This window comes from Amycolatopsis iheyensis (genome assembly GCF_024703995.1).
Lineage (GTDB): Bacteria > Actinomycetota > Actinomycetes > Mycobacteriales > Pseudonocardiaceae > Amycolatopsis > Amycolatopsis iheyensis.
The window spans coordinates 40,690-57,152 of record NZ_JAMXQV010000001.1 but is presented as its reverse complement, the minus strand read 5'-3'; the positions used below and the strand labels follow the sequence as shown (position 1 = coordinate 57,152).

General features: G+C 69.9%; 20 protein-coding genes and 1 tRNA gene. 7 read left to right on the top strand and 14 right to left on the bottom strand.

The features are described 5' to 3' along the window. The first annotated feature begins 44 nt into the window (after positions 1-44). Positions 45-1,070 (top strand): CapA family protein, encoded by a 1,026-nt coding sequence (locus M8542_RS00320; RefSeq protein ID WP_257917912.1) that lies wholly within the window; start codon positions 45-47, stop codon positions 1,068-1,070. Positions 1,071-1,360: 290 nt separating this feature from the next. Here M8542_RS00320 and M8542_RS00315 read toward each other — a convergent pair whose 3' ends face one another. Beyond that, entirely contained in the window at positions 1,361-1,807 is a 447-nt protein-coding gene (locus M8542_RS00315; protein WP_257917911.1) for a limonene-1,2-epoxide hydrolase family protein, read from the bottom strand. A 17-nt stretch (positions 1,808-1,824) separates the two neighbouring features. Further along, positions 1,825-2,742 (bottom strand): TauD/TfdA dioxygenase family protein, encoded by a 918-nt coding sequence (locus tag M8542_RS00310; protein WP_257917910.1) that lies wholly within the window; start codon positions 2,740-2,742, stop codon positions 1,825-1,827. Positions 2,743-3,064: 322 nt separating this feature from the next. Between M8542_RS00310 and M8542_RS00305 the strand changes: the two genes are divergently transcribed. Together M8542_RS00305 and M8542_RS00300 are read left to right on the top strand one after the other, a co-directional pair. Further along, complete coding sequence (locus tag M8542_RS00305; protein ID WP_257917909.1) at positions 3,065-3,397, top strand: hypothetical protein; 333 nt, start codon at positions 3,065-3,067, stop codon at positions 3,395-3,397. Further along, complete coding sequence (locus tag M8542_RS00300) at positions 3,394-3,966, top strand: hypothetical protein (RefSeq protein ID WP_257917908.1); 573 nt, start codon at positions 3,394-3,396, stop codon at positions 3,964-3,966. The genes M8542_RS00305 and M8542_RS00300 overlap by 4 nt, the downstream gene beginning before the upstream one ends. A 9-nt stretch (positions 3,967-3,975) precedes the next feature. Here M8542_RS00300 and M8542_RS00295 read toward each other — a convergent pair whose 3' ends face one another. The 5 genes from M8542_RS00295 to M8542_RS00275 form a co-directional block, all read right to left on the bottom strand. Continuing rightward, positions 3,976-5,904 (bottom strand): hypothetical protein, encoded by a 1,929-nt coding sequence (locus tag M8542_RS00295; protein ID WP_257917907.1) that lies wholly within the window; start codon positions 5,902-5,904, stop codon positions 3,976-3,978. 310 nt (positions 5,905-6,214) lie between these two features. After that, positions 6,215-6,301: transfer RNA gene (locus tag M8542_RS00290), tRNA-Ser, on the bottom strand. A 24-nt stretch (positions 6,302-6,325) separates the two neighbouring features. Then, positions 6,326-6,526 (bottom strand): CsbD family protein, encoded by a 201-nt coding sequence (locus M8542_RS00285; RefSeq protein WP_257917906.1) that lies wholly within the window; start codon positions 6,524-6,526, stop codon positions 6,326-6,328. 19 nt (positions 6,527-6,545) lie between these two features. Continuing rightward, positions 6,546-6,974 carry a nucleoside deaminase gene (locus M8542_RS00280; RefSeq protein WP_257917905.1) on the bottom strand — a complete coding sequence of 143 codons (429 nt, stop codon included), beginning with the start codon at positions 6,972-6,974 and terminating at the stop codon, positions 6,546-6,548. Positions 6,975-6,997: 23 nt separating this feature from the next. Further along, complete coding sequence (locus M8542_RS00275; protein WP_257917904.1) at positions 6,998-7,480, bottom strand: tRNA adenosine deaminase-associated protein; 483 nt, start codon at positions 7,478-7,480, stop codon at positions 6,998-7,000. A gap of 77 nt (positions 7,481-7,557) precedes the next feature. Here M8542_RS00275 and M8542_RS00270 point away from each other — a divergent pair, with 77 nt between their 5' ends. After that, positions 7,558-8,787, top strand: coding sequence for a M20 metallopeptidase family protein (locus tag M8542_RS00270; RefSeq protein ID WP_257917903.1), 1,230 nt, complete (start codon positions 7,558-7,560; stop codon positions 8,785-8,787). Here the strand turns inward: M8542_RS00270 and M8542_RS00265 are convergent. After that, positions 8,784-10,730, bottom strand: coding sequence for a phosphocholine-specific phospholipase C (locus M8542_RS00265; protein WP_257917902.1), 1,947 nt, complete (start codon positions 10,728-10,730; stop codon positions 8,784-8,786). The two genes, M8542_RS00270 and M8542_RS00265, sit on opposite strands and share 4 nt — an antisense overlap. A 67-nt stretch (positions 10,731-10,797) precedes the next feature. Here M8542_RS00265 and M8542_RS00260 point away from each other — a divergent pair, with 67 nt between their 5' ends. Next, positions 10,798-11,175, top strand: coding sequence for a VOC family protein (locus M8542_RS00260; protein WP_257917901.1), 378 nt, complete (start codon positions 10,798-10,800; stop codon positions 11,173-11,175). 25 nt (positions 11,176-11,200) lie between these two features. Further along, a complete protein-coding gene (locus M8542_RS00255) occupies positions 11,201-11,656 on the top strand; it encodes a heme-degrading domain-containing protein (protein ID WP_257917900.1) in 456 nt (151 codons plus the stop codon). Here M8542_RS00255 and M8542_RS00250 read toward each other — a convergent pair. From M8542_RS00250 to M8542_RS00230, 5 genes are read right to left on the bottom strand one after another with little or no spacing between them, the layout of a single operon-like run. Next, the gene (locus tag M8542_RS00250) at positions 11,653-12,216 is read right to left on the bottom strand and encodes a DUF3558 domain-containing protein (RefSeq protein ID WP_257917899.1); all 564 of its coding nucleotides are present in this window, start codon (positions 12,214-12,216) and stop codon (positions 11,653-11,655) included. The genes M8542_RS00255 and M8542_RS00250 overlap by 4 nt on opposite strands. 55 nt (positions 12,217-12,271) lie before the next feature. Then, a complete protein-coding gene (locus tag M8542_RS00245; RefSeq protein ID WP_257917898.1) occupies positions 12,272-13,000 on the bottom strand; it encodes a hypothetical protein in 729 nt (242 codons plus the stop codon). A 7-nt stretch (positions 13,001-13,007) separates the two neighbouring features. Continuing rightward, positions 13,008-13,355 (bottom strand): hypothetical protein, encoded by a 348-nt coding sequence (locus M8542_RS00240; protein WP_257917897.1) that lies wholly within the window; start codon positions 13,353-13,355, stop codon positions 13,008-13,010. Continuing rightward, positions 13,352-13,663 (bottom strand): hypothetical protein, encoded by a 312-nt coding sequence (locus M8542_RS00235; RefSeq protein ID WP_257917896.1) that lies wholly within the window; start codon positions 13,661-13,663, stop codon positions 13,352-13,354. Before M8542_RS00235 ends, M8542_RS00240 begins: the two co-directional genes overlap by 4 nt. After that, complete coding sequence (locus M8542_RS00230; protein ID WP_257917895.1) at positions 13,660-14,070, bottom strand: YbaB/EbfC family nucleoid-associated protein; 411 nt, start codon at positions 14,068-14,070, stop codon at positions 13,660-13,662. The genes M8542_RS00235 and M8542_RS00230 overlap by 4 nt, the downstream gene beginning before the upstream one ends. Before the next feature lie 254 nt (positions 14,071-14,324). Between M8542_RS00230 and thrS the strand changes: the two genes are divergently transcribed. Then, positions 14,325-15,590 (top strand): threonine--tRNA ligase, encoded by a 1,266-nt coding sequence (thrS, locus tag M8542_RS00225; RefSeq protein ID WP_308210228.1) that lies wholly within the window; start codon positions 14,325-14,327, stop codon positions 15,588-15,590. Here thrS and M8542_RS00220 read toward each other — a convergent pair. Then, entirely contained in the window at positions 15,520-16,362 is an 843-nt protein-coding gene (locus M8542_RS00220) for a MerR family transcriptional regulator (RefSeq protein WP_257917893.1), read from the bottom strand. The two genes, thrS and M8542_RS00220, sit on opposite strands and share 71 nt — an antisense overlap. Between the last annotated feature and the right edge of the window lie 101 nt (positions 16,363-16,463).

The window sequence follows — 16,463 nt, the reverse complement described above, 5'->3', positions numbered from 1 at the left end:
GTAACAACTACTTTCGTCGTCACTCTTTCGGCAGAGCAGGTTTCGTGATCACGCTTGTCCTCGGCGGAGACGTCAACATCCAGGGCCGGACAACGCCGTCGAAGGCGTTCGAGCAGTTGAACCCGCTGCTCCAGGGGGCCGACCTCCGGTTCGTGAACCTCGAAGGGCCACTGTCGGGAACGGCCGGTGAGGTGGACATCCCGCACAAACCGAACTGGCGGCATTCCGCGCCGGAGATGGTCGAAGCGCTGACCGCGGCCGGCATCGACGTCGTGTCGTGCGCCAACGACGTCACCTACCCGCCCGCCGCCGCGATGGCGAGCCTCGCCGTGCTCGACCAGGCGGGGATCGCGCACTGCGGGGCCGGCGCCGACTTCGCCGCCGCGCACGCACCCGCGACGCTCGAACGGGCCGGGAAGAAGGTCGCCTTCCTCGCCTACACCTCGCTCTGCTGGCCGTGGGGCCAGGCCGCGACCGTGACCGCGCCCGGCGTCGCGCAAGCGTTTGCGACCACGGCTTACCAGCCCGACCCGAGAGTCGCCGACATCCCGGGCCGGCCGCCGCTCGTCCGCACGACGCCGCTGCCCGAGCACCTCGAGCGACTGGTCGCCGACGTGAAGCGCGCCAAGGCCGGCAACGACCACGTCGTCGTCTCGATGCACTGGGGCCTGCCCGGCCCCGACCTGGCCGAGTACCAGGTCACCTACGGGCGCGCCGCGATCGACGCCGGCGCCGATCTGGTCGCCGGGCACGGGCCGCACACGATCCAGGCGGTCGAGGTGTACCGCGGCCGGCCGATCCTCTACAGCCTCGGCAACCTTGTCTTCGACTGGCCGGCGATGCGCGGCCGGCACCTCGACGGGCTGCTGGCCGGCTGCATGTTCGGCGACGAGCCCCGGCTCGAGCTCATCCCGGTGCGGCGCAACGCCGAGAACGATTGCGAGCCGCTCAGCGGCGATGAGGCCACGAAGGTGCTTCGGTACGTCGCGGACATCTCGGCGCTGCGCTCCACCAGCGTGTCCGTCCGGGATGGAATCGCTTCGGTGGGCGGTCTCGGCGTTGGCGCGTAACGGAATGCGCGCGGTTCGTCACCGCACGCGGTGCGCCTGTCACCCATCCGGCGCATCTGCCTTAAATGCTCCCTAAGACCGGGAACAACCCGCGTGAAGCGGAGGTACGGTCTGCGTGAGCCGCCGGAAAAGTGGCACAGACCACTCCCCGACAGCTCAACCAGCACGTCACGTGGGGGAGGGAGAACGATCATGTGGGGGTTGATTGTTCTCAGCTGCGTGTTCGTGCTGGTGCTGGGGATAGCCGCGGTCGTGGACCTTCGGGACCACGACCGCGGCGAGCACCGCGTCTAGCGGACCGGCTGCCTTCCCTTGTAGCGGCCGAGGAGCGTGCGCGCGCCGGCCAAGGCGACCCGCCCGGCGCCCTTCGCGCTCGCGGCCAGGAACGTCGTCCAGTCGAAGTAGTCGCGCCAGAGCACGATCCGGCCGGCCTCCACTTCGAACGTTCCGCACACCCAGAACTCCGCTTCCCACGCGCCGCGGCGCAGCACGTCCGTGCGTTCGGTGAGCACGACGTTGCCGTCCGCGGCGATGTGGTGCGTCCGCGCTTCGAAGCCGGAGCCGTACTTGGCCATGAAGCGCAGTTGTTTCTCGACCGCCGCGACGCCGCGGGCGGGCGGCAACGGCACGTTCTGGTACACGATGTCGCTCGCCGCGAACGTCAGCGCGCGGTCCACGTCGAGGTCTTCGAGGGCCTTGAGGAAACCGGTCACCACTGCCTGGGGTTCATCGGTCATGCCCCCCAGGCTAAGGGTCAGAACGGCCGGTCGCCCGCGATGGCGACGCGCTCCGCGATCCGGACGTGCGGGTGGTAGTCGTTGACCGCGTAGTGCTGCGTGGCGCGGTTGTCCCAGAACGCCACCGAGTTCGGCCGCCAGCTGAACCGGACCTGGAACTCCGGCGTGTGGGCCTGCAGGAAGAGGTACCGCAGCAGCCGGTCGCTCTCGTCGCGGTCCATGCCGACGATGTGCGTGGTGAACGCCTGGTTGACGAACAGGGTGCGCCGCCCGGTCTCGGGGTGCGTCCGGACCACCGGGTGCTCGACCGGCGGGAACTGGTCCTGCCACTGCGCGAGGAGCGCCGGGTCGGAGAACCGGTCGAATCCGGGGAGGTAGTCGTGCACCGCGGTGAGTCCGTCGATGCGGGCGCGGACGTCTTCGGGCAGGTTGTCGTAGGCGGCGGCCATGTCCGCCCACATCGTGTCGCCGCCGACGGGCGGCACCTCGATCAGCCGAAGCACCGAGCCGAGGGCCGGGCTGGGCCGCCAGGTGACGTCGACGTGCCAGATGTTCTCGTAGCCGGGCATGGCGGCGGTGCGCTCGAAGCGCGTGACAGCGTCGTCGTCGCCCTTCGGGATGAACGGGTTGGTCTCCAGCTCACCCCAGTGTGCGGCGAACGCGCGCTGCTGCGCCGACGTGATGTCCTGGTCGCGGAAGAAGAGCACCTTCCACTCGAGCAGGGCGTGGTTGAGCTCCTCGCGCAGTTCGGGCGTGAGCGGTTCGCGGAGGTCGACGCCGTCGATCTCGGCGCCGATCACCCGGCCGAGCGGACGAAGCCGGAAGAGTTCGTACGTGCCCCGCGGATCCCGCAGGACGCGCGGGCCTTCGATGAGGCCATCGGCGGGCGCGACGGCCTCGCGCAGCGGAATCCGGGCAGGCAGGTCTACGGACATGGTTGTGCTCCAAGGGTTTTCGGGACGATTCGGACGGCGGGTTCGCGTCAGGCAGGGGGCGAACCCAGGCGGCCGCGGCGCAGCAGGAGCTCCACGGTGCCTTCACCGACCGACCGCTTGGAGGCGCGGCCGAGCCACCGGACAGGCGTGCTTTCCGAGGTGGCGGGCATGTGTTCATGGTCGCCGTCTTCCCGACTCGCGGTCAAGACGTCCACTTGGTGGAACAACTCAACGCCGCAGGTCACCACGGTGCGGGCGGCGGGAGCGCATGAGGCAAGATCTTCCACGATCGGGTGAGCGCCCTTGGACGACGGAGGTCCCCATGCCGGAAGGCAGAGGCTCGCGGATCAGTGACAGCCAGGCCGTCCGCAAGCCGGACCGGCTCCGCGCCGCGGCCGACCTGCTGGACCAGGCCACGGCGGCCGGCGACAAGGCGGCCGGCCGGTTCGCGGAGGCCCGGGTCGACTCGACGCCGTTCGGCATCTCGGCGCAGGCCCGCGAGCTGGCGGCGCGCTGGTCGTCGGCCCTGGCGGCCCGCGAGGCGGACGCCCGAGTCCTCGGCGACGCGACGTCCGATCTGGCCGGCCGCCTGCGCATGGCGGCGGAGAACACGCGCAGCACGGGCTTCCGCGGGCGGCTGGTGGTGGCGCCGTGAGCGTCGAATTGTTCGAACACCCGGCACTGACGTCGGCGGCTTCGTCGCTGGCGTCCTTGCGCGAGGCGGCGGGCCGCATCGGCGCGCCGGACCCGGTGGCGGCGTTGCGGCACCTGGACTGTTCCCCGGCGGCGATCCGCGCGTCGGCCTCGGCGGTCGACGCGGGAGCACTCGGGGTGACGTCGGCCCAGGCGGAGTTCCGCGGCGGCGTGGAACGCGCGGAAACGGGCGGCAGCGCGGAGACGTTCGGCACCTGGGCGGACACAGTGGACGGTCAGTACGCGGCGGCGGCCCGAGCGGCCGCGGCAACGGCGGCGTTGGGCGCCCGGCTCGCCGCCGAGCTGGACGAGCTGGCGGTCTCGGCGTCCGCGGAGGTATGCGAGCTGGCGGCCGCGGCTTCACCATCGACGGCGGCGGTCCTGTCGGGCGACCGGTCGGCGGAGGTGGTGAGCGCGGTGAGCACCGCGTGCGCGTCGGTGGTCCGCGTGATCCAGCGGCGCGTGTCGTCGTTGTCGGCACTGGCGGCGGAGCTGGAGCCGTTGACGGCGCCGGCGGTCGAACTCAGCTGATCGCCGGTGTCACGCCGCCGTTGACCGCGGCTCGTCAGCAGGTGGTTCGGGCGTCATCCGGGCGAAGTGCTTCATCTCGCTCAACGCGCCGTGCACGGCCATCGAATATGTCCACTCGGTTCGCGTTTTCGCGCCCCAGGCTTTCCAGCCCACTCCCGGGATGTGTGCCACGACCAGCGCGGCACCGGACGGGTTGATGTTCTTGATCCCGTCGAAGAACGGATGGTCGCGCACCGCGTCAACGAAGAGCCGCCACGAGTACAGCAGTTCTTGCTTCTTGCGCGGAGCGAGCAGCAGGATCACCCGGCGATGACTCAGGCGCTGCGCGATCATTTCCAGTTCCCAGCGCAACCCTTCGTTGATGTTCGTCGGCGTCGCTGACACCAGGACTGCCAAGCTCGAGTTGGCGAGCCGCTCGACGTCGTGCTTCCAGTTGTTGTGCGCCAGGTTCATCTTCGCGGCGCCCAAAGAGGGCAGGAAGTTGCTCGGATCGTTGATCGCGACGACTCCCGAGTACAGGTTTATCCGCCACGCGACGGTCTCTTCGAACCGCCGCTTCCGGCTGAAGGACAGCCGGCCGAGCAGGCCTCGCCTGCTCACCCTGCTCGCCCGGACCTTCAACTTGTCGTCGCCGAAGTTTCGCAGGTAGAGAATCGGCGGCCGGGAATCGGTTCTGATCAGTTCGCGCGCGTTCTTCGTCAGCAGCAGCAGGGCCAACCGATCGACGAGCAGCATCACCGTGATGAACGCGATGAGGAAATACCCGACGACCCAAACCGAGCCGGACGCGAAGATGCCGACGAATCGCAGGTAGTCGGTTGGACTCGCACTGCCCTGCGCTATTTTCTGTCCGGCGACACGCATGGCGTTGCCCATGAACGCGCCGTCCGGTCCGCCGAAGGCGGCGGACAGGCACGCTATCACGTATACCAAGCCGACCAGCAACGTGAGCGCCCGGATCGCGAACCGGAGCAACGCCGCCAAGCAGGTGCGGACGTTGATCTCTCTCGTGAGCGCGTTCACGGTTCCCCGGAAGAGCGGGTTGTCGAGCTTGCGACGTCCCCAGGTGAGCGCCAAGAACAGGAGGACCAGCACCAGCGAACTGATCATGACCCGCACCTCGAAGCCGAACCACAGCGAGCCGACCGCAAAGAGCAGAAACGCCAGCGTGCCACGCTGGAAACCGGTGACCAGACCAAAAAAGTAGGACCTCCACCGAAGATTTCGCGAGGCTCTTTCCACATCGACGAAAGAGCCGGGTGCAGCGGGAATCGCATACCTGTCGCGCCCGATGAACGAAGCGAGCCCGAAACCGCCCACCCAGAAGACCCAAGGCAGCGTGAGGGAAGTCAGGCCGAAGTTGAGCATCTCCTGCAGAATCGAGTGACCCACGAGCGACGGTTCGCCGGGCAGCGACGCCGACAAGCTCTTCGAGAGCACGCCGTTGAGAGCGAGGCAGTCCTGCGCTGTCCCCTGGCCACAGAAGGTCTGGACCACGACGACCGAAGTGGACTGCATCCACTCGCGGCCGTATCCCCACACCGTCGCGTTCGGCAGCTTGTAGACATCGTCGGCCCGGTTCAAGACCGAGCCTTCGTCGATCGTCGTGTAAGCGGTCCTGATCGCGGTCGCCGCCTGCTCGGTCACCTTGCCGGTCGGGCACTTGACCGTCCGCACGTCCAAGGTCACACGATGGTCCGTTTCCAGCCACAGCGACCGGTAGACCGCACAGGTCTGCACCACATCGACATCGTCGGTGCTCGTGCCGACGCGGAGCGACTGCTTCTGGGCGTCGACCTCATCAGCCTTCCAGTGACCGGGCGAGACAGCACCAGGCGCCCAGCCGCCGGTTTGCGCGAACGCCGTCACACCTGACCCACCCAGCAGGAAAAAGGCCATCAGCACGGCGATTTTTGCGAAGTTGGTTACGAGCCTCACCGGACTGAAGTCGTCCGGATCGACACCCGGCGTTACGAAGGGAACTCAGGCAATCGAGTGATCCGGCAGCCGCGCTTGTCGGTTTCTCACCGATAACCGGCGGCCGACAACCCGACGCGACCACACAGGGGTCCGCGGCCGACAACCCGACGCAACCACACAGGGGGTCCGCGGCCGACAACCCGACGCAACCACACAGGGGGTCCGGGGGCGAAGCCCGCCGGGCGGGGTTCGGGGGTTGCACCCCCGAAAAACACAGCGAGCGAGCTACGTCGACGCTGTCCGTCGACATAGCTCGCCCACTCGCGAGCGGTGGCGGTGGGATTTGAACCCACGGACGGGATCAACCGTCACACGATTTCGAGTCGTGCTCCTTCGGCCGCTCGGACACGCCACCGCCGAGAACAATACCGGAGCGTCTTCACAGCTCTCGCGAGGGGTCGGTTCGGCGCCTGACCTGGGCCTGCCGGAAGCGGTCGCGCAGGTCGTGGGCGACCTCCGCCACCTGGGCTCGACGGCGCTGCACGCGCCCTGACGTCTCGAGGCGCCGGTTGCCCGTGGCCCTGCCGAGCTTCGAGCGCGCGCTGCCGACCGCCTGCTGGACCTTGTCCTTCATCGTCATGCCGGAGGGGTACCCAGAATCAGCGGCGCGTCGCGAAATACGTCTCCAGGACGGAGGCGCACTCCGCCGAAAGGACCCCTCCGTGGACCTCCGGACGGTGGTTCAGCCGGCGATCGCGCACGACGTCCCACAACGACCCCACCGCGCCCGTCTTCGGCTCCCACGCCCCGAACACCAGCCGCGCGATGCGGGCGAGCACCAGGGCGCCCGCGCACATCGTGCACGGCTCCAGCGTCACCGCCAGCGTGCAGCCCTCCAGCCGCCAGCCGTCGCCGACGACCGACGCCGCCGCGCGCAGGGCCAAGATCTCCGCGTGGGCCGTCGGGTCGCCCAGCTCCACGCGGGCGTTGCGGGCCGCCGCCAGCGGGAGGCCGTCGGGGCCGAACACCACCGCCCCGATCGGCACGTCCGCGCCGGGGGCCCGGGCGGCCTCCAGCGCGGCCTCCACGGCCTCGGTGTCGGATGGGCGTCTCAGAGCTCGTCCAGGAGCTTGGCGAACTCGCTGCCGAACCCGCAGCGCTGCGCGACCATCTGCAGCTGCTCGTCCGGGTAGAGGTCGACTTCGCCGACGATGACCTCCAGCTCCGGCCCGGGCAGCCCCAGGTCCGTGAGGATCTCCAGGTCGCCCTCGGGCCACACGGAGTCGTCCTCCTCGTCCGGTGGATCGACCCGCAGGACGTCGAGGACGTCCGCCGCGATGTCGTAGTCCAGCGCCGCTGCCGCGTCCGAGAGCAGCAACGACGGCCCCCGCGGGCTCGGCCGGACGATGACGAAGAACTCGTCGTCGACCGCCAGCAACCCGAAGGCCGCGCCGGTGGATCGTAGTTTGCCCAGTTCAGTGATCGCCGCGTCCAGTTCGGTCAGTGCCCCCTGGTCGAGCGCACTGCACCGCCACCGACCGTCTTCCCGGACCACGGCTACCGCGAAGCCCGTGACCGGCTCATCCACCGCCATGCGCACACCGTATTCCGCCGGTCGACCGAACGCACGCACGGTGCGCCCGAAGCGCCGCATGGGGCACTATCGGGACCATGACCGGCCCCACTGACCTGCCCACCCTGCCCGGCACCCCGTTCGCCGGCCTCCTCGACGCCGCGCGGGCGCTGCAAGGCCGCACGGTCGCCCTCCGCCGTGCCGTGCACCGCCACCCGGAGCAGGGGCTCCACCTGCCGCGCACCCAGGCGGCCATCAGGGAGGCGCTCGACGGCCTGCCGCTGGAGATCACCGAAGGCAAGGCCACGACGTCGCTGACGGCCGTCCTGCGCGGCGGGAAGCCCGGTCCGGCGGTCCTGCTGCGCGGCGACATGGACGCGTTGCCGCTGACCGAGGAGACCGGCCTGGACTTCGCGTCCGAGGACGAGGAGTCGATGCACGCGTGCGGGCACGACACGCACGTCGCGATGCTGGCGACGGCGGCGCGCCTGCTCGCCGACCGGGTCGAGCAGCTCGCCGGGTCGGTCGTGTTCATGTTCCAGCCGGGTGAGGAGGGTCACCACGGCGCCCGCTTCATGATCCACGAGGGCGTGCTCGACGCCGCCGGGACGCGGGTCGAGCGCGCGTTCGGCGTGCACACCCTGGCCAACGCACGCAGCGGGCTGCTGCAGCTGCGGCCCGGCCCGCTGATGGCGTCGGCGGACTCGTTCACCGTGCGCGTCACCGGCAAGGGCGGCCACGGCTCGGCGCCGCAGCACACGATCGACCCGGTGCCCGCGGCGGCGGCGATGGTCGGCGCGCTGCACACGATGATCACGCGCCGGGTCAGCGTGTTCGACCCCGCCGTGCTCTCGGTGACGCGGATCCAGGCCGGCACGACGTCGAACATCATCCCGGAGACCGCCGAGCTCGAGGGCACCATCCGCACGCTGTCCGAGCAGACCCGCGCGCTGGTCCGCGACGAGCTGTACAAGGTGTGCGAGCAGGTCGGCGCCGCGTACGGCTGCCGGGTCGTCGCCGACGTCGAGCCGGGCTACCCGGTGACGGTCAACGACGACCGGATCGCCGGCGAGGTGCTGCGGCTCGGCGCCGAGGTGCTGGGCCCGGACGACGTCGAGCTGCTCGCCGACCCGCTGATGGGCGCCGAGGACTTTTCCTATGTCCTGCAACGCGTTCCGGGCGCGTACGCGTTCATCGGCGCGTGCCCGCCCGGCGTCGACCCCGCCGAGGCGGCGGCCAACCACTCCAACCGCGTGGTCTTCGACGAGGACGCGATGCCGAGCGGCGCCGCGATGCTCGCCGCCTTCGCGCTGGACTACCTGCGCTAGGGCCCGGTGCGTGACGGGCGCCCGTCTTCCAGGTGCCCGGCGAAGCGTCGACGCCACCCCGGCGTCTCGAAAACGACGTCGTACCAGCCGTTCTTCGCCGGCACCGGGAAGTCGTGCGCCCCGCCCGGCGGGAGGGTGACGCCGGTCAGCACGACGGGCGCCGGGCCGCGGTTGGTCACCGTGATCCGCAACGCGGGCGCGTCGGTGTAGGCGACGGTGGCGTCGAGACCGGCGCCGCCCGAGGCCTCGACGACGAAGCCGTTCGGGCCGTGGATCGCGACGTCGTAGGACTCGCCGTACGCGACTTCGCCGGTCATCTCGCCGCGCGGGCCGACGTCGAAGCGTTGTGACGTCCCGCCCGCGTGGTAGGCGTACGCGGCCAGCTGCAGCGCCTGCGTCCCGTGGTTGGCCAGGTGCAGCTTCAGCACGCCCGGCTCGGCGACGGCCCACGCCACCGGCTGGTACGGCAGCGGGCGCGCCTTCGCCGTGCCCGGGTCCTGCACCAGCGCGCCCGGTCCGAGGCCGGGCTTCGGCAGCCGTGACTGCGTGCGGTCGGCTTCGGCGCGCAACGCGTCCGCGTCCGGCAGCAGCGGGATCGTCGTGTCGTGCGTGCCGAAGTCGAAACAGCTGGTCAGGTCGCCGCAGATGGCGCGGCGCCAGGCCGAGATGTTCGGCTCGCGCACGCCGGTCCACGTCTCGAGGAAGCGCAGCACCGACGTGTGGTCGAAGACCTGCGAGTTCACCCAGCCACCGCGGCTCCACGGCGAAACGACGGTCATCGGCACCCGCGGCCCCAGCCCGATCGGCAACGGCGGCCCGGACGCCCCGCCCCGCTCCGGCCGGTTCCCCGGCAGGTACTCACCCGGGGTCCCGGGCGGCGGCGTCGGCGGGAGGACGTGGTCGAAGAAGCCGTCGTTTTCGTCGTAGTTGATGAAGACGACGGTCGATTCCCACAACTCCGGCTTGTCCCACAACGCTTTCAGCATCCGCTGGATGTAGGCCGCGCCGTCGACCGGCCGGGCCGCGGGGTGCTCGCAGTAGCCGTACGGCGCCACGACCCACGACACCGCCGGCAGCGTGCCCGCCGCGCAGTCGGCGAGGAACTCGGCCAGCACGTGGTCGAGGTCCTTGCCCTTCCCCGAGTCGGGAAGGAGCTTCTCGCGCAGGTTCGCGCGTTCGGCCACCCGCCGCTGCACCGGGTCCATCGAGTACAACGCGTCGTGGAAGTGCTGGAACAACCACAACGGGTTGTCGCCGTAGTCGCCGACGAAGTGCTCGGGGACGCCACGCTCCTCGTCGTTGGCGTAGATCCGCCACGAGATGCCCGCGGCCTCCAGCCGCTCCGGGTACGTCGTCCAGCGGAACGACGGCTCGTAGTCCGGGAAGTTGTGCGTGACCGGGCCGCCCGCGACGCCGCCGGCGTCGATGGTGCCGGTCCAGTGGAACAGCCGGTTCGGCTGCGTCGGGCCCTGGATCGAGCAGAAGTAGTGGTCGCACAGCGTGAAGGCGCTCGCCAGCGCGCGCTGGAACGGGATGTCCTCGCCGGTGAAGTACCCCATCGTCATGGGGCTCTTCGCGCCGATCCAGCTGTCGTACGCGCCGCCGTTCCACGCGCGGTGCGTGCTGTTCCAGTCGTGCGGCAGCTCGCCGAGGTCCTGACCGTCCACCACGGACGTGTCGATCCGGAACGGCAGCACCGGGGCGCCCTTGCCGCGCTGGCGGAAGACGTCGCGCAGGGCCGCGCGGTCACCGAAGCCGCGCACGCCCGCCATGGTGCCGTAGTAGTGGTCGAAGGACCGGTTCTCCTGCATCAGCACCACGACGTGGCGGACGTCGTCGATCGTGCCCGTCCGCGGCGCCGGCGCGCACGCGGCGGACAGCGAACCGGCAACGGTCGCCGCGGCCGCGCCACCGAGCACCGTGCGCCGGCGGATCCGGCCCATGCCACCTCCTCGTCCCACGCGGGTCGCCTGGCCGAGGGGTACCTTCTCCGCCGAGAGAGGTGAAGCCATGCTCAACTCAGCGGATTTGGTCGCCTTCGCACCGTCGACCGACCTGGAGCGCTCACGTGTCTTCTACACGGATGTCGCCGGGCTCGAGTTCATCGAGCAGTCCCCCTTCGCGTGTGTGTTCCGCAGTGGCACGACCATGCTGCGCGTCACCGCCGTGCCCGAGTTCACGCCACAGCCGTTCACGGTGCTCGGCTGGGCGGTCGCCGACATCCGGGCGGCGGTGGCCGCGCTGCGCGGCCGGGGCGTGGAGTTCCTCACGTTCGACACGCTGCCACAGGACACCGACAAAATCTGGACCACGCCGGGCGGGCGGATCGCGTGGTTCCCGGATCCGGACGGCAACGTGCTGTCCCTGACCGAGTTCACTGGCCATTAGACAACAGTGTTGATTTAATGGGCGCATGATCGATGCCGACCAGCTCGCTGACCAAGAAGAACGCCTCCAGTTCACGAAGTTCGACAACGAGACCGCACTCGCCCTGGGCCAGCAGCTGCTGACCGCCGCGCGGGAGCGCGGGCTGCCGGTGACGATCTCCGTCCGCCGGAACGGCCAGCGGCTCTTCCACGCGGCACTGCCCGGGACGTCGGCCGACAACGACGCCTGGATCGAGCGCAAGAGCCGCGTGGTCGACCGCTACGGCCACAGCTCGTTCCTGGTCGGCACGCAGTTCCGCGAGAAGGGCGGCTCGTTCGAAGCGGACTCCCGCCTCGACCCGGACGAGTACGCGGCCCACGGCGGCGTCTTCCCGGTGCTGGTGCGCGGCGTCGGGCCGGTCGGCACGGTGGGTGTGTCCGGCCTGCCCCAGGCCGACGACCACGCGTTCGTCGTCGAGCAGCTGGAGTTGTTCCTGGCCTAGCCGTTCCGGAGGTTGCCGAGCACGAACTCGGCGGTTTTCAGCACGCCGCCGCAGCGGTCCTTGTCCCAGTAGACCGAGGGCGATCCGTTGCCGTGGAAGCTGAAAATCAGCATGTCGGAGTCGGTGACGGCGACACCGACGTCGCAGTTGTCCGGCCCCGGCACCTCATGGAAGACCGCCGCGGGCAGTCCGGCGATCGACACCTCGGTCCACGGATCGATCGCACCGGATTCGCGTCGGGACGTGTTCTTGAGAGCCTCGAGCGTCTTGGGCTCCCTGGTCGGCTTCAGCACCGAGACAACCGGAGACTTTCCGCTGTTCCAGCGGCATCCGAAGTCCTCGGACGAAAGGGATCGGCTCGGCTTCACGATGTCCGGCGGATCGGCGACGACGGCGGCGACCTGTTCCTTGGTGAGCAGCGAGCACGGATCGGCCTCGAATTTCGCCAGATCGACCGGCTGCTCCACCGGAGCAAGCGGCAACGCAGGCCCCGTCTTCGCGGGCGACGGCGGCTCGGAAAGCGTCCGTTCCGGCCCGGCCGGCCCGCAGGCGGTGAGCACTGAGCCACCGAGGAACGCAGCGAGAACCCACGGCGAAAAGCGCGTTCGCATCATTTCACTCCGGCCAAGCCGACGGGTCGACCCGCCACTGTTTCTGGTTGTCGATCCCCGACCCGGTGCCGAGGTCCGGAATCTCCGGGAAGTCGGTGTTGCTGCGGACCAGGGCATTCGCCTTGCCCCAGAATTCGCCCATCCGGTCGTTCGCGTCCGCCAAGAGGTCCACGAAGTCCTTGACCAAGGTGCCGAACGCCTCGACCACCGTGTCGATGAGGTCCGAAGTCGTGAAGACGTCCACGATCGGGATGACCGATGTCAGCGCGGCGACGATGGCCTTGAGGTCGAACTTGGCCAGCTCGCCGGCGCACGTGCCCAGGAACTTGATCGCCGACGCGTAGGTGTCGACCACGAGGTTCGTTACGTCGGTGAGGATTGCCGACACCGCACCGACCGCCGTGTTCTGCTTGTCCAGTGCCTCGCTGACCCTCGTCGTGTACGCCCCGAACTGGCCGGCAGCGCGTCCCGACCACGTGCCGCTGACGGCTTGGACCGCGCCGCCGACGTCGGCCTTGGCGTCCGCGAGGGTGCTGACCGCGGCGAACTGCTCGGCCAGCTTCTGCACGCTGAGCACGTCCCCCAGCAGTTTGACCCGCATGTCGTCGAGCAGCCGCAGGATGTCGTTCCGCCCGAAGATCTCGGCGATCTGGCGGACCTTCGCATCGGCGTCTTCGGGGTAGGGCGCCGGCGCATGGTGCGGCTGTGACGCCGAGACGGTCGAGTTGACCATGGTCCGCTCAGCCCTCTTCCTTCGCACGCAACCGCCGGTAGTCTTCTTCGTCCTGGGTCTCGTAGTAGTCCGCCGCTTTGTCCAGTGCTTCGGCCAGCGCGGTGAGCCGTTCGGCGCCTCGTTCGCTCTTCTCCCGCATGCCTTGGATCACCGCGTTGAAGACCTGGACGATGCCCGACCGGACACCGAGCATGCCGACGTCTTCGTCATGCAGGGTCATCGGCGCGAGGTCGCCCACCGCGAACTTCTTGACCTTCTCCCGCGCCGCGAAGACTTCGTTCGTCGCCGCCCGGAGTGCCTGGGGGTAGACCTCGAAGCCGGAGTCGCCGCCAACGGGATCGAACCCACCGGTCATCGGGTTCCCCTCTCTCGCGCCGCATCGTCGAGCATGACCTTCCGACGGGTCGATGCCGCCGACTCGGCATTCTTGAGGGCGTGCAGGACGTGTCCGGACAGGCTGGCTCCGGTCTGGCCGGCGACCGCCTCGCGAACGAGGTCAACGGAAACCAGGCTCCCCGCACCATCGACGGTCACTGTGCCCAGACCCGCCCCGATGTCGAGGACCAGTGGCATGCTCCTGCTTGCCACCTCCGCCCGCGCCACCGCGACGACCCGGGCGTCGATCTCCTTGGCCAGGTTGTAGAGCCGCTCTTCGCTGTTCACCAGCGACCACCCCCGGAATCCGGTCCTTCGTCGGTCAGGAAGTCGAGCTCCTCGAAGCTTTCGTCGTCCGGCTCGCGTTGGCGCTGAACGGGCCCGCGTGCGGGTGCCGACGGCGCGGCCCCGGGGAGCGGTTCCTTGCCGAACAGCGCATTGAGCTGCGGCAATGCGGAAGCGCGCGCCGCATCCCGCGCGTTCCGGACGGCTTCGACGATGCTCAGCCCCAGCTGCTGCGCGTGCGGCCCGGTCAGCGCACCATCGTCGATCCGCAGGTCGAGCAGCTTGGCCTGCCCGGTCACGACCGCGGTGACCAGCTGGTCGGCCGACTTCGCCGTGTGCCGGGCGGCCGCGAGCCGAGCGTCCAGCTCCCCTGCCTGCTGCCGCAGCTTCCCGAGATCGTGGTGCGTCAAGACCGCGTCACGACGTCGACCATCCCCAACCCCCTACTCCGGGTGCCGTCATGGTGACGGAACGTGCCCCGAGCAGTACCATACTGCGCCCCACCGACAAGGCAACCACGCTCCGAAATGGCCAGAGCGAAATCACAGTTCCTGCTAACGTCGAAGCCATGCAGCGCGCAGCGAACACGACGACGCCGGAAAGTGTCCCGGCGCGCTGATCCATTGCTCACGAAGCCCGGGGCGGTCGCCCCGGGCTTCGTCTTGTGGTCTTCCGCCTCGCTGTCCACGAGGAGTCCAGGATGCCCGACCACCGCAAGCTCGGCCGCGAACTCGGCCTGTTCGACACCGACCCGCTCATCGGCGCGGGCCTGCCCTACTGGCTACCCGACGGCGCGCTGATCCGGCACAGCCTGGAGGAGTACGTTCGAGGCCTCGAACGGCGCGCCGGCTACCAGCACGTCAACTCGCCGGTGCTCGGCAAACGCGAGCTGTACGAGATCTCCGGGCACTGGGCGCACTACCGCGACGACATGTACCCGCCGATGGACGTCGGCGGCGAGCAGCTCGTGCTGCGGCCGAGCCTGTGCCCGCACCACGCGCTGATCTACCGCTCACGCGGCCACAGCTACCGCGAGCTGCCGCTGCGGATCGCCGAAATCGGCGGGATGTACCGCAGTGAGCTGTCCGGCGTGCTCGGCGGGCTGAGCCGGGTGCGCGCGATCCAGCTCAACGACGCGCACATCTTCTGCACCCTCGACCAGGTCGAAGCCGAGGCCGCCGCCGCGCTCGCGCTGATCCGGCAGGCCTACGACGCGCTCGGCATCAGCGTGGCGCGGTACCGGCTTTCGCTCCCCGGCGACGGCGAGAAGTACGTGGCCGGCGACTGGGACCGGGCCGCGGCCATCCTGCGTTCGGTGCTCGGCGACCTCCCGTACGACGCCGTCGAGGGCGAAGCGGCCTTCTACGGGCCGAAGATCGACGTCCAGATCGTCGACAGCGCGGGCCGCGAATCAACCCTGTCCACCGTCCAGGTCGACTTCCACCAGCCCGAGCAGTTCGGCCTCGAGTACGTCGGCGCGGACGCGGCGAAGCACCGGCCGGTCATGGTGCACCGCAGCATCATCGGCAGTGTCGAACGCGCGGTGGCGCAGCTCATCGAGGTGCACGGTGGCGCGTTCCCGGCCTGGCTGGCGCCGGTGCAGCTCCGGCTGCTGCCGGTCTCGGCTGCCGAGCTGCCCTACGCGCGATCGATCCTCGAACGCTGTGCCGACCTGCGGGCCGAGATCGCGTCCGAAGGCAGTCTCGGCGCGCGGATCCGGGACGGGCGGCTGGCGCCGTTCCAGGCCGTGATCGGGCCGCAGGAGGTGGCCGCCGGGCAGCTTTCCGTCCGGTTGCGCGACGGAAGCCGGGTGGACCCCCAACCGGTGGAGGACGCGCTCGCTTCGATCCTGGAGGCGGTCAGGCCGCCATGGCCTCGGCCAGCCAGTCGAATGCCGGAGCCAGGCTCTCCGGTGCCGCCCAGCCGTTGATCACCCCCAATAGCCGCAGATAGCGCTCGCGGCGTGGATCATTGACCACGCCGAGCCATTCCCGGAGCTCGCCGGGATCGCGCCCCAACCCGTCGACGACCGCCTTCGCCGCCGGGGACCTCGGCACGATCCCGGCCGCGACGGCCGGGGTGACCGCGTCCCGCACCTCGGCCGCCAGGTCACGGCGCAACCCGCCTTCGTGACCGTCCGCGAGCCGGCGGATGTTCGCGCGGAACTCCGTGTCCCGCATCAGCGCGGCCAGCTCGAGCCATGCCTCGGCCTGCTCGGGGCTGGGATCCTCAGGCAGGTCCGGGGTCAGGGTCTGGGCGACCCCGGCCAGCTCGGGACGATCGCCCAGGGCATCGGCGAGGAAGTCGCCGACCAGGCACCGCCGCTCCACTTCGGACAGAATGGCCCTCTGGTGCGCGAGACTCCCTTCCTCGGGGCACGAACCGCGGTCCGCCACCGCGGTCAGCACCTGCCTTCGCCGGCGCAGCACACCGATCTGCGCTTCCACTGCGGCAGCGTGCTCCGCCGCCACCGCCGCGACGGTGGTCTCGCCGTCGATCACCCGCCGGATCGTCGCGAGGTCGACACCGAGGTCGCGAAGGACCCGGATGACGTCGAGCCGGGCGAGCGCGGCGTCGTCGAAACGGCGCTGGCCCGCGGTGTTGCGCCCGGACGGCGGCACGAGGCCGCGATCCGAGTAGAACCGGACAGCCTTGACCGTGAGCCCGGTCCGGTGGGCGAGTTCGCCGATCGAATACCGCATGCCACCAGCGTGGCAGCTCCCCTCGGGGGAGGCGCAAGACCTGCAGGTTCGCTCGATCGTGTCGATCACATGTTCGACGGATCGCGGTACAGTCGATCACA

Coding starts and splice junctions, on each gene's coding strand:
- M8542_RS00275 (WP_257917904.1), bottom strand. CDS start 7,480: ATGGCGGTGGATGAGCCGGTCACGGGCTTCGCGGTAGCCGTGGTCCGG.
- M8542_RS00260 (WP_257917901.1), top strand. CDS start 10,798: ATGCTCAACTCAGCGGATTTGGTCGCCTTCGCACCGTCGACCGACCTG.
- M8542_RS00255 (WP_257917900.1), top strand. CDS start 11,201: ATGATCGATGCCGACCAGCTCGCTGACCAAGAAGAACGCCTCCAGTTC.
- M8542_RS00310 (WP_257917910.1), bottom strand. CDS start 2,742: ATGTCCGTAGACCTGCCTGCCCGGATTCCGCTGCGCGAGGCCGTCGCG.
- M8542_RS00240 (WP_257917897.1), bottom strand. CDS start 13,355: ATGACCGGTGGGTTCGATCCCGTTGGCGGCGACTCCGGCTTCGAGGTC.
- M8542_RS00220 (WP_257917893.1), bottom strand. CDS start 16,362: ATGCGGTATTCGATCGGCGAACTCGCCCACCGGACCGGGCTCACGGTC.
- M8542_RS00270 (WP_257917903.1), top strand. CDS start 7,558: ATGACCGGCCCCACTGACCTGCCCACCCTGCCCGGCACCCCGTTCGCC.
- M8542_RS00265 (WP_257917902.1), bottom strand. CDS start 10,730: ATGGGCCGGATCCGCCGGCGCACGGTGCTCGGTGGCGCGGCCGCGGCG.
- M8542_RS00245 (WP_257917898.1), bottom strand. CDS start 13,000: ATGGTCAACTCGACCGTCTCGGCGTCACAGCCGCACCATGCGCCGGCG.
- M8542_RS00315 (WP_257917911.1), bottom strand. CDS start 1,807: ATGACCGATGAACCCCAGGCAGTGGTGACCGGTTTCCTCAAGGCCCTC.
- M8542_RS00285 (WP_257917906.1), bottom strand. CDS start 6,526: ATGACGATGAAGGACAAGGTCCAGCAGGCGGTCGGCAGCGCGCGCTCG.
- M8542_RS00305 (WP_257917909.1), top strand. CDS start 3,065: ATGCCGGAAGGCAGAGGCTCGCGGATCAGTGACAGCCAGGCCGTCCGC.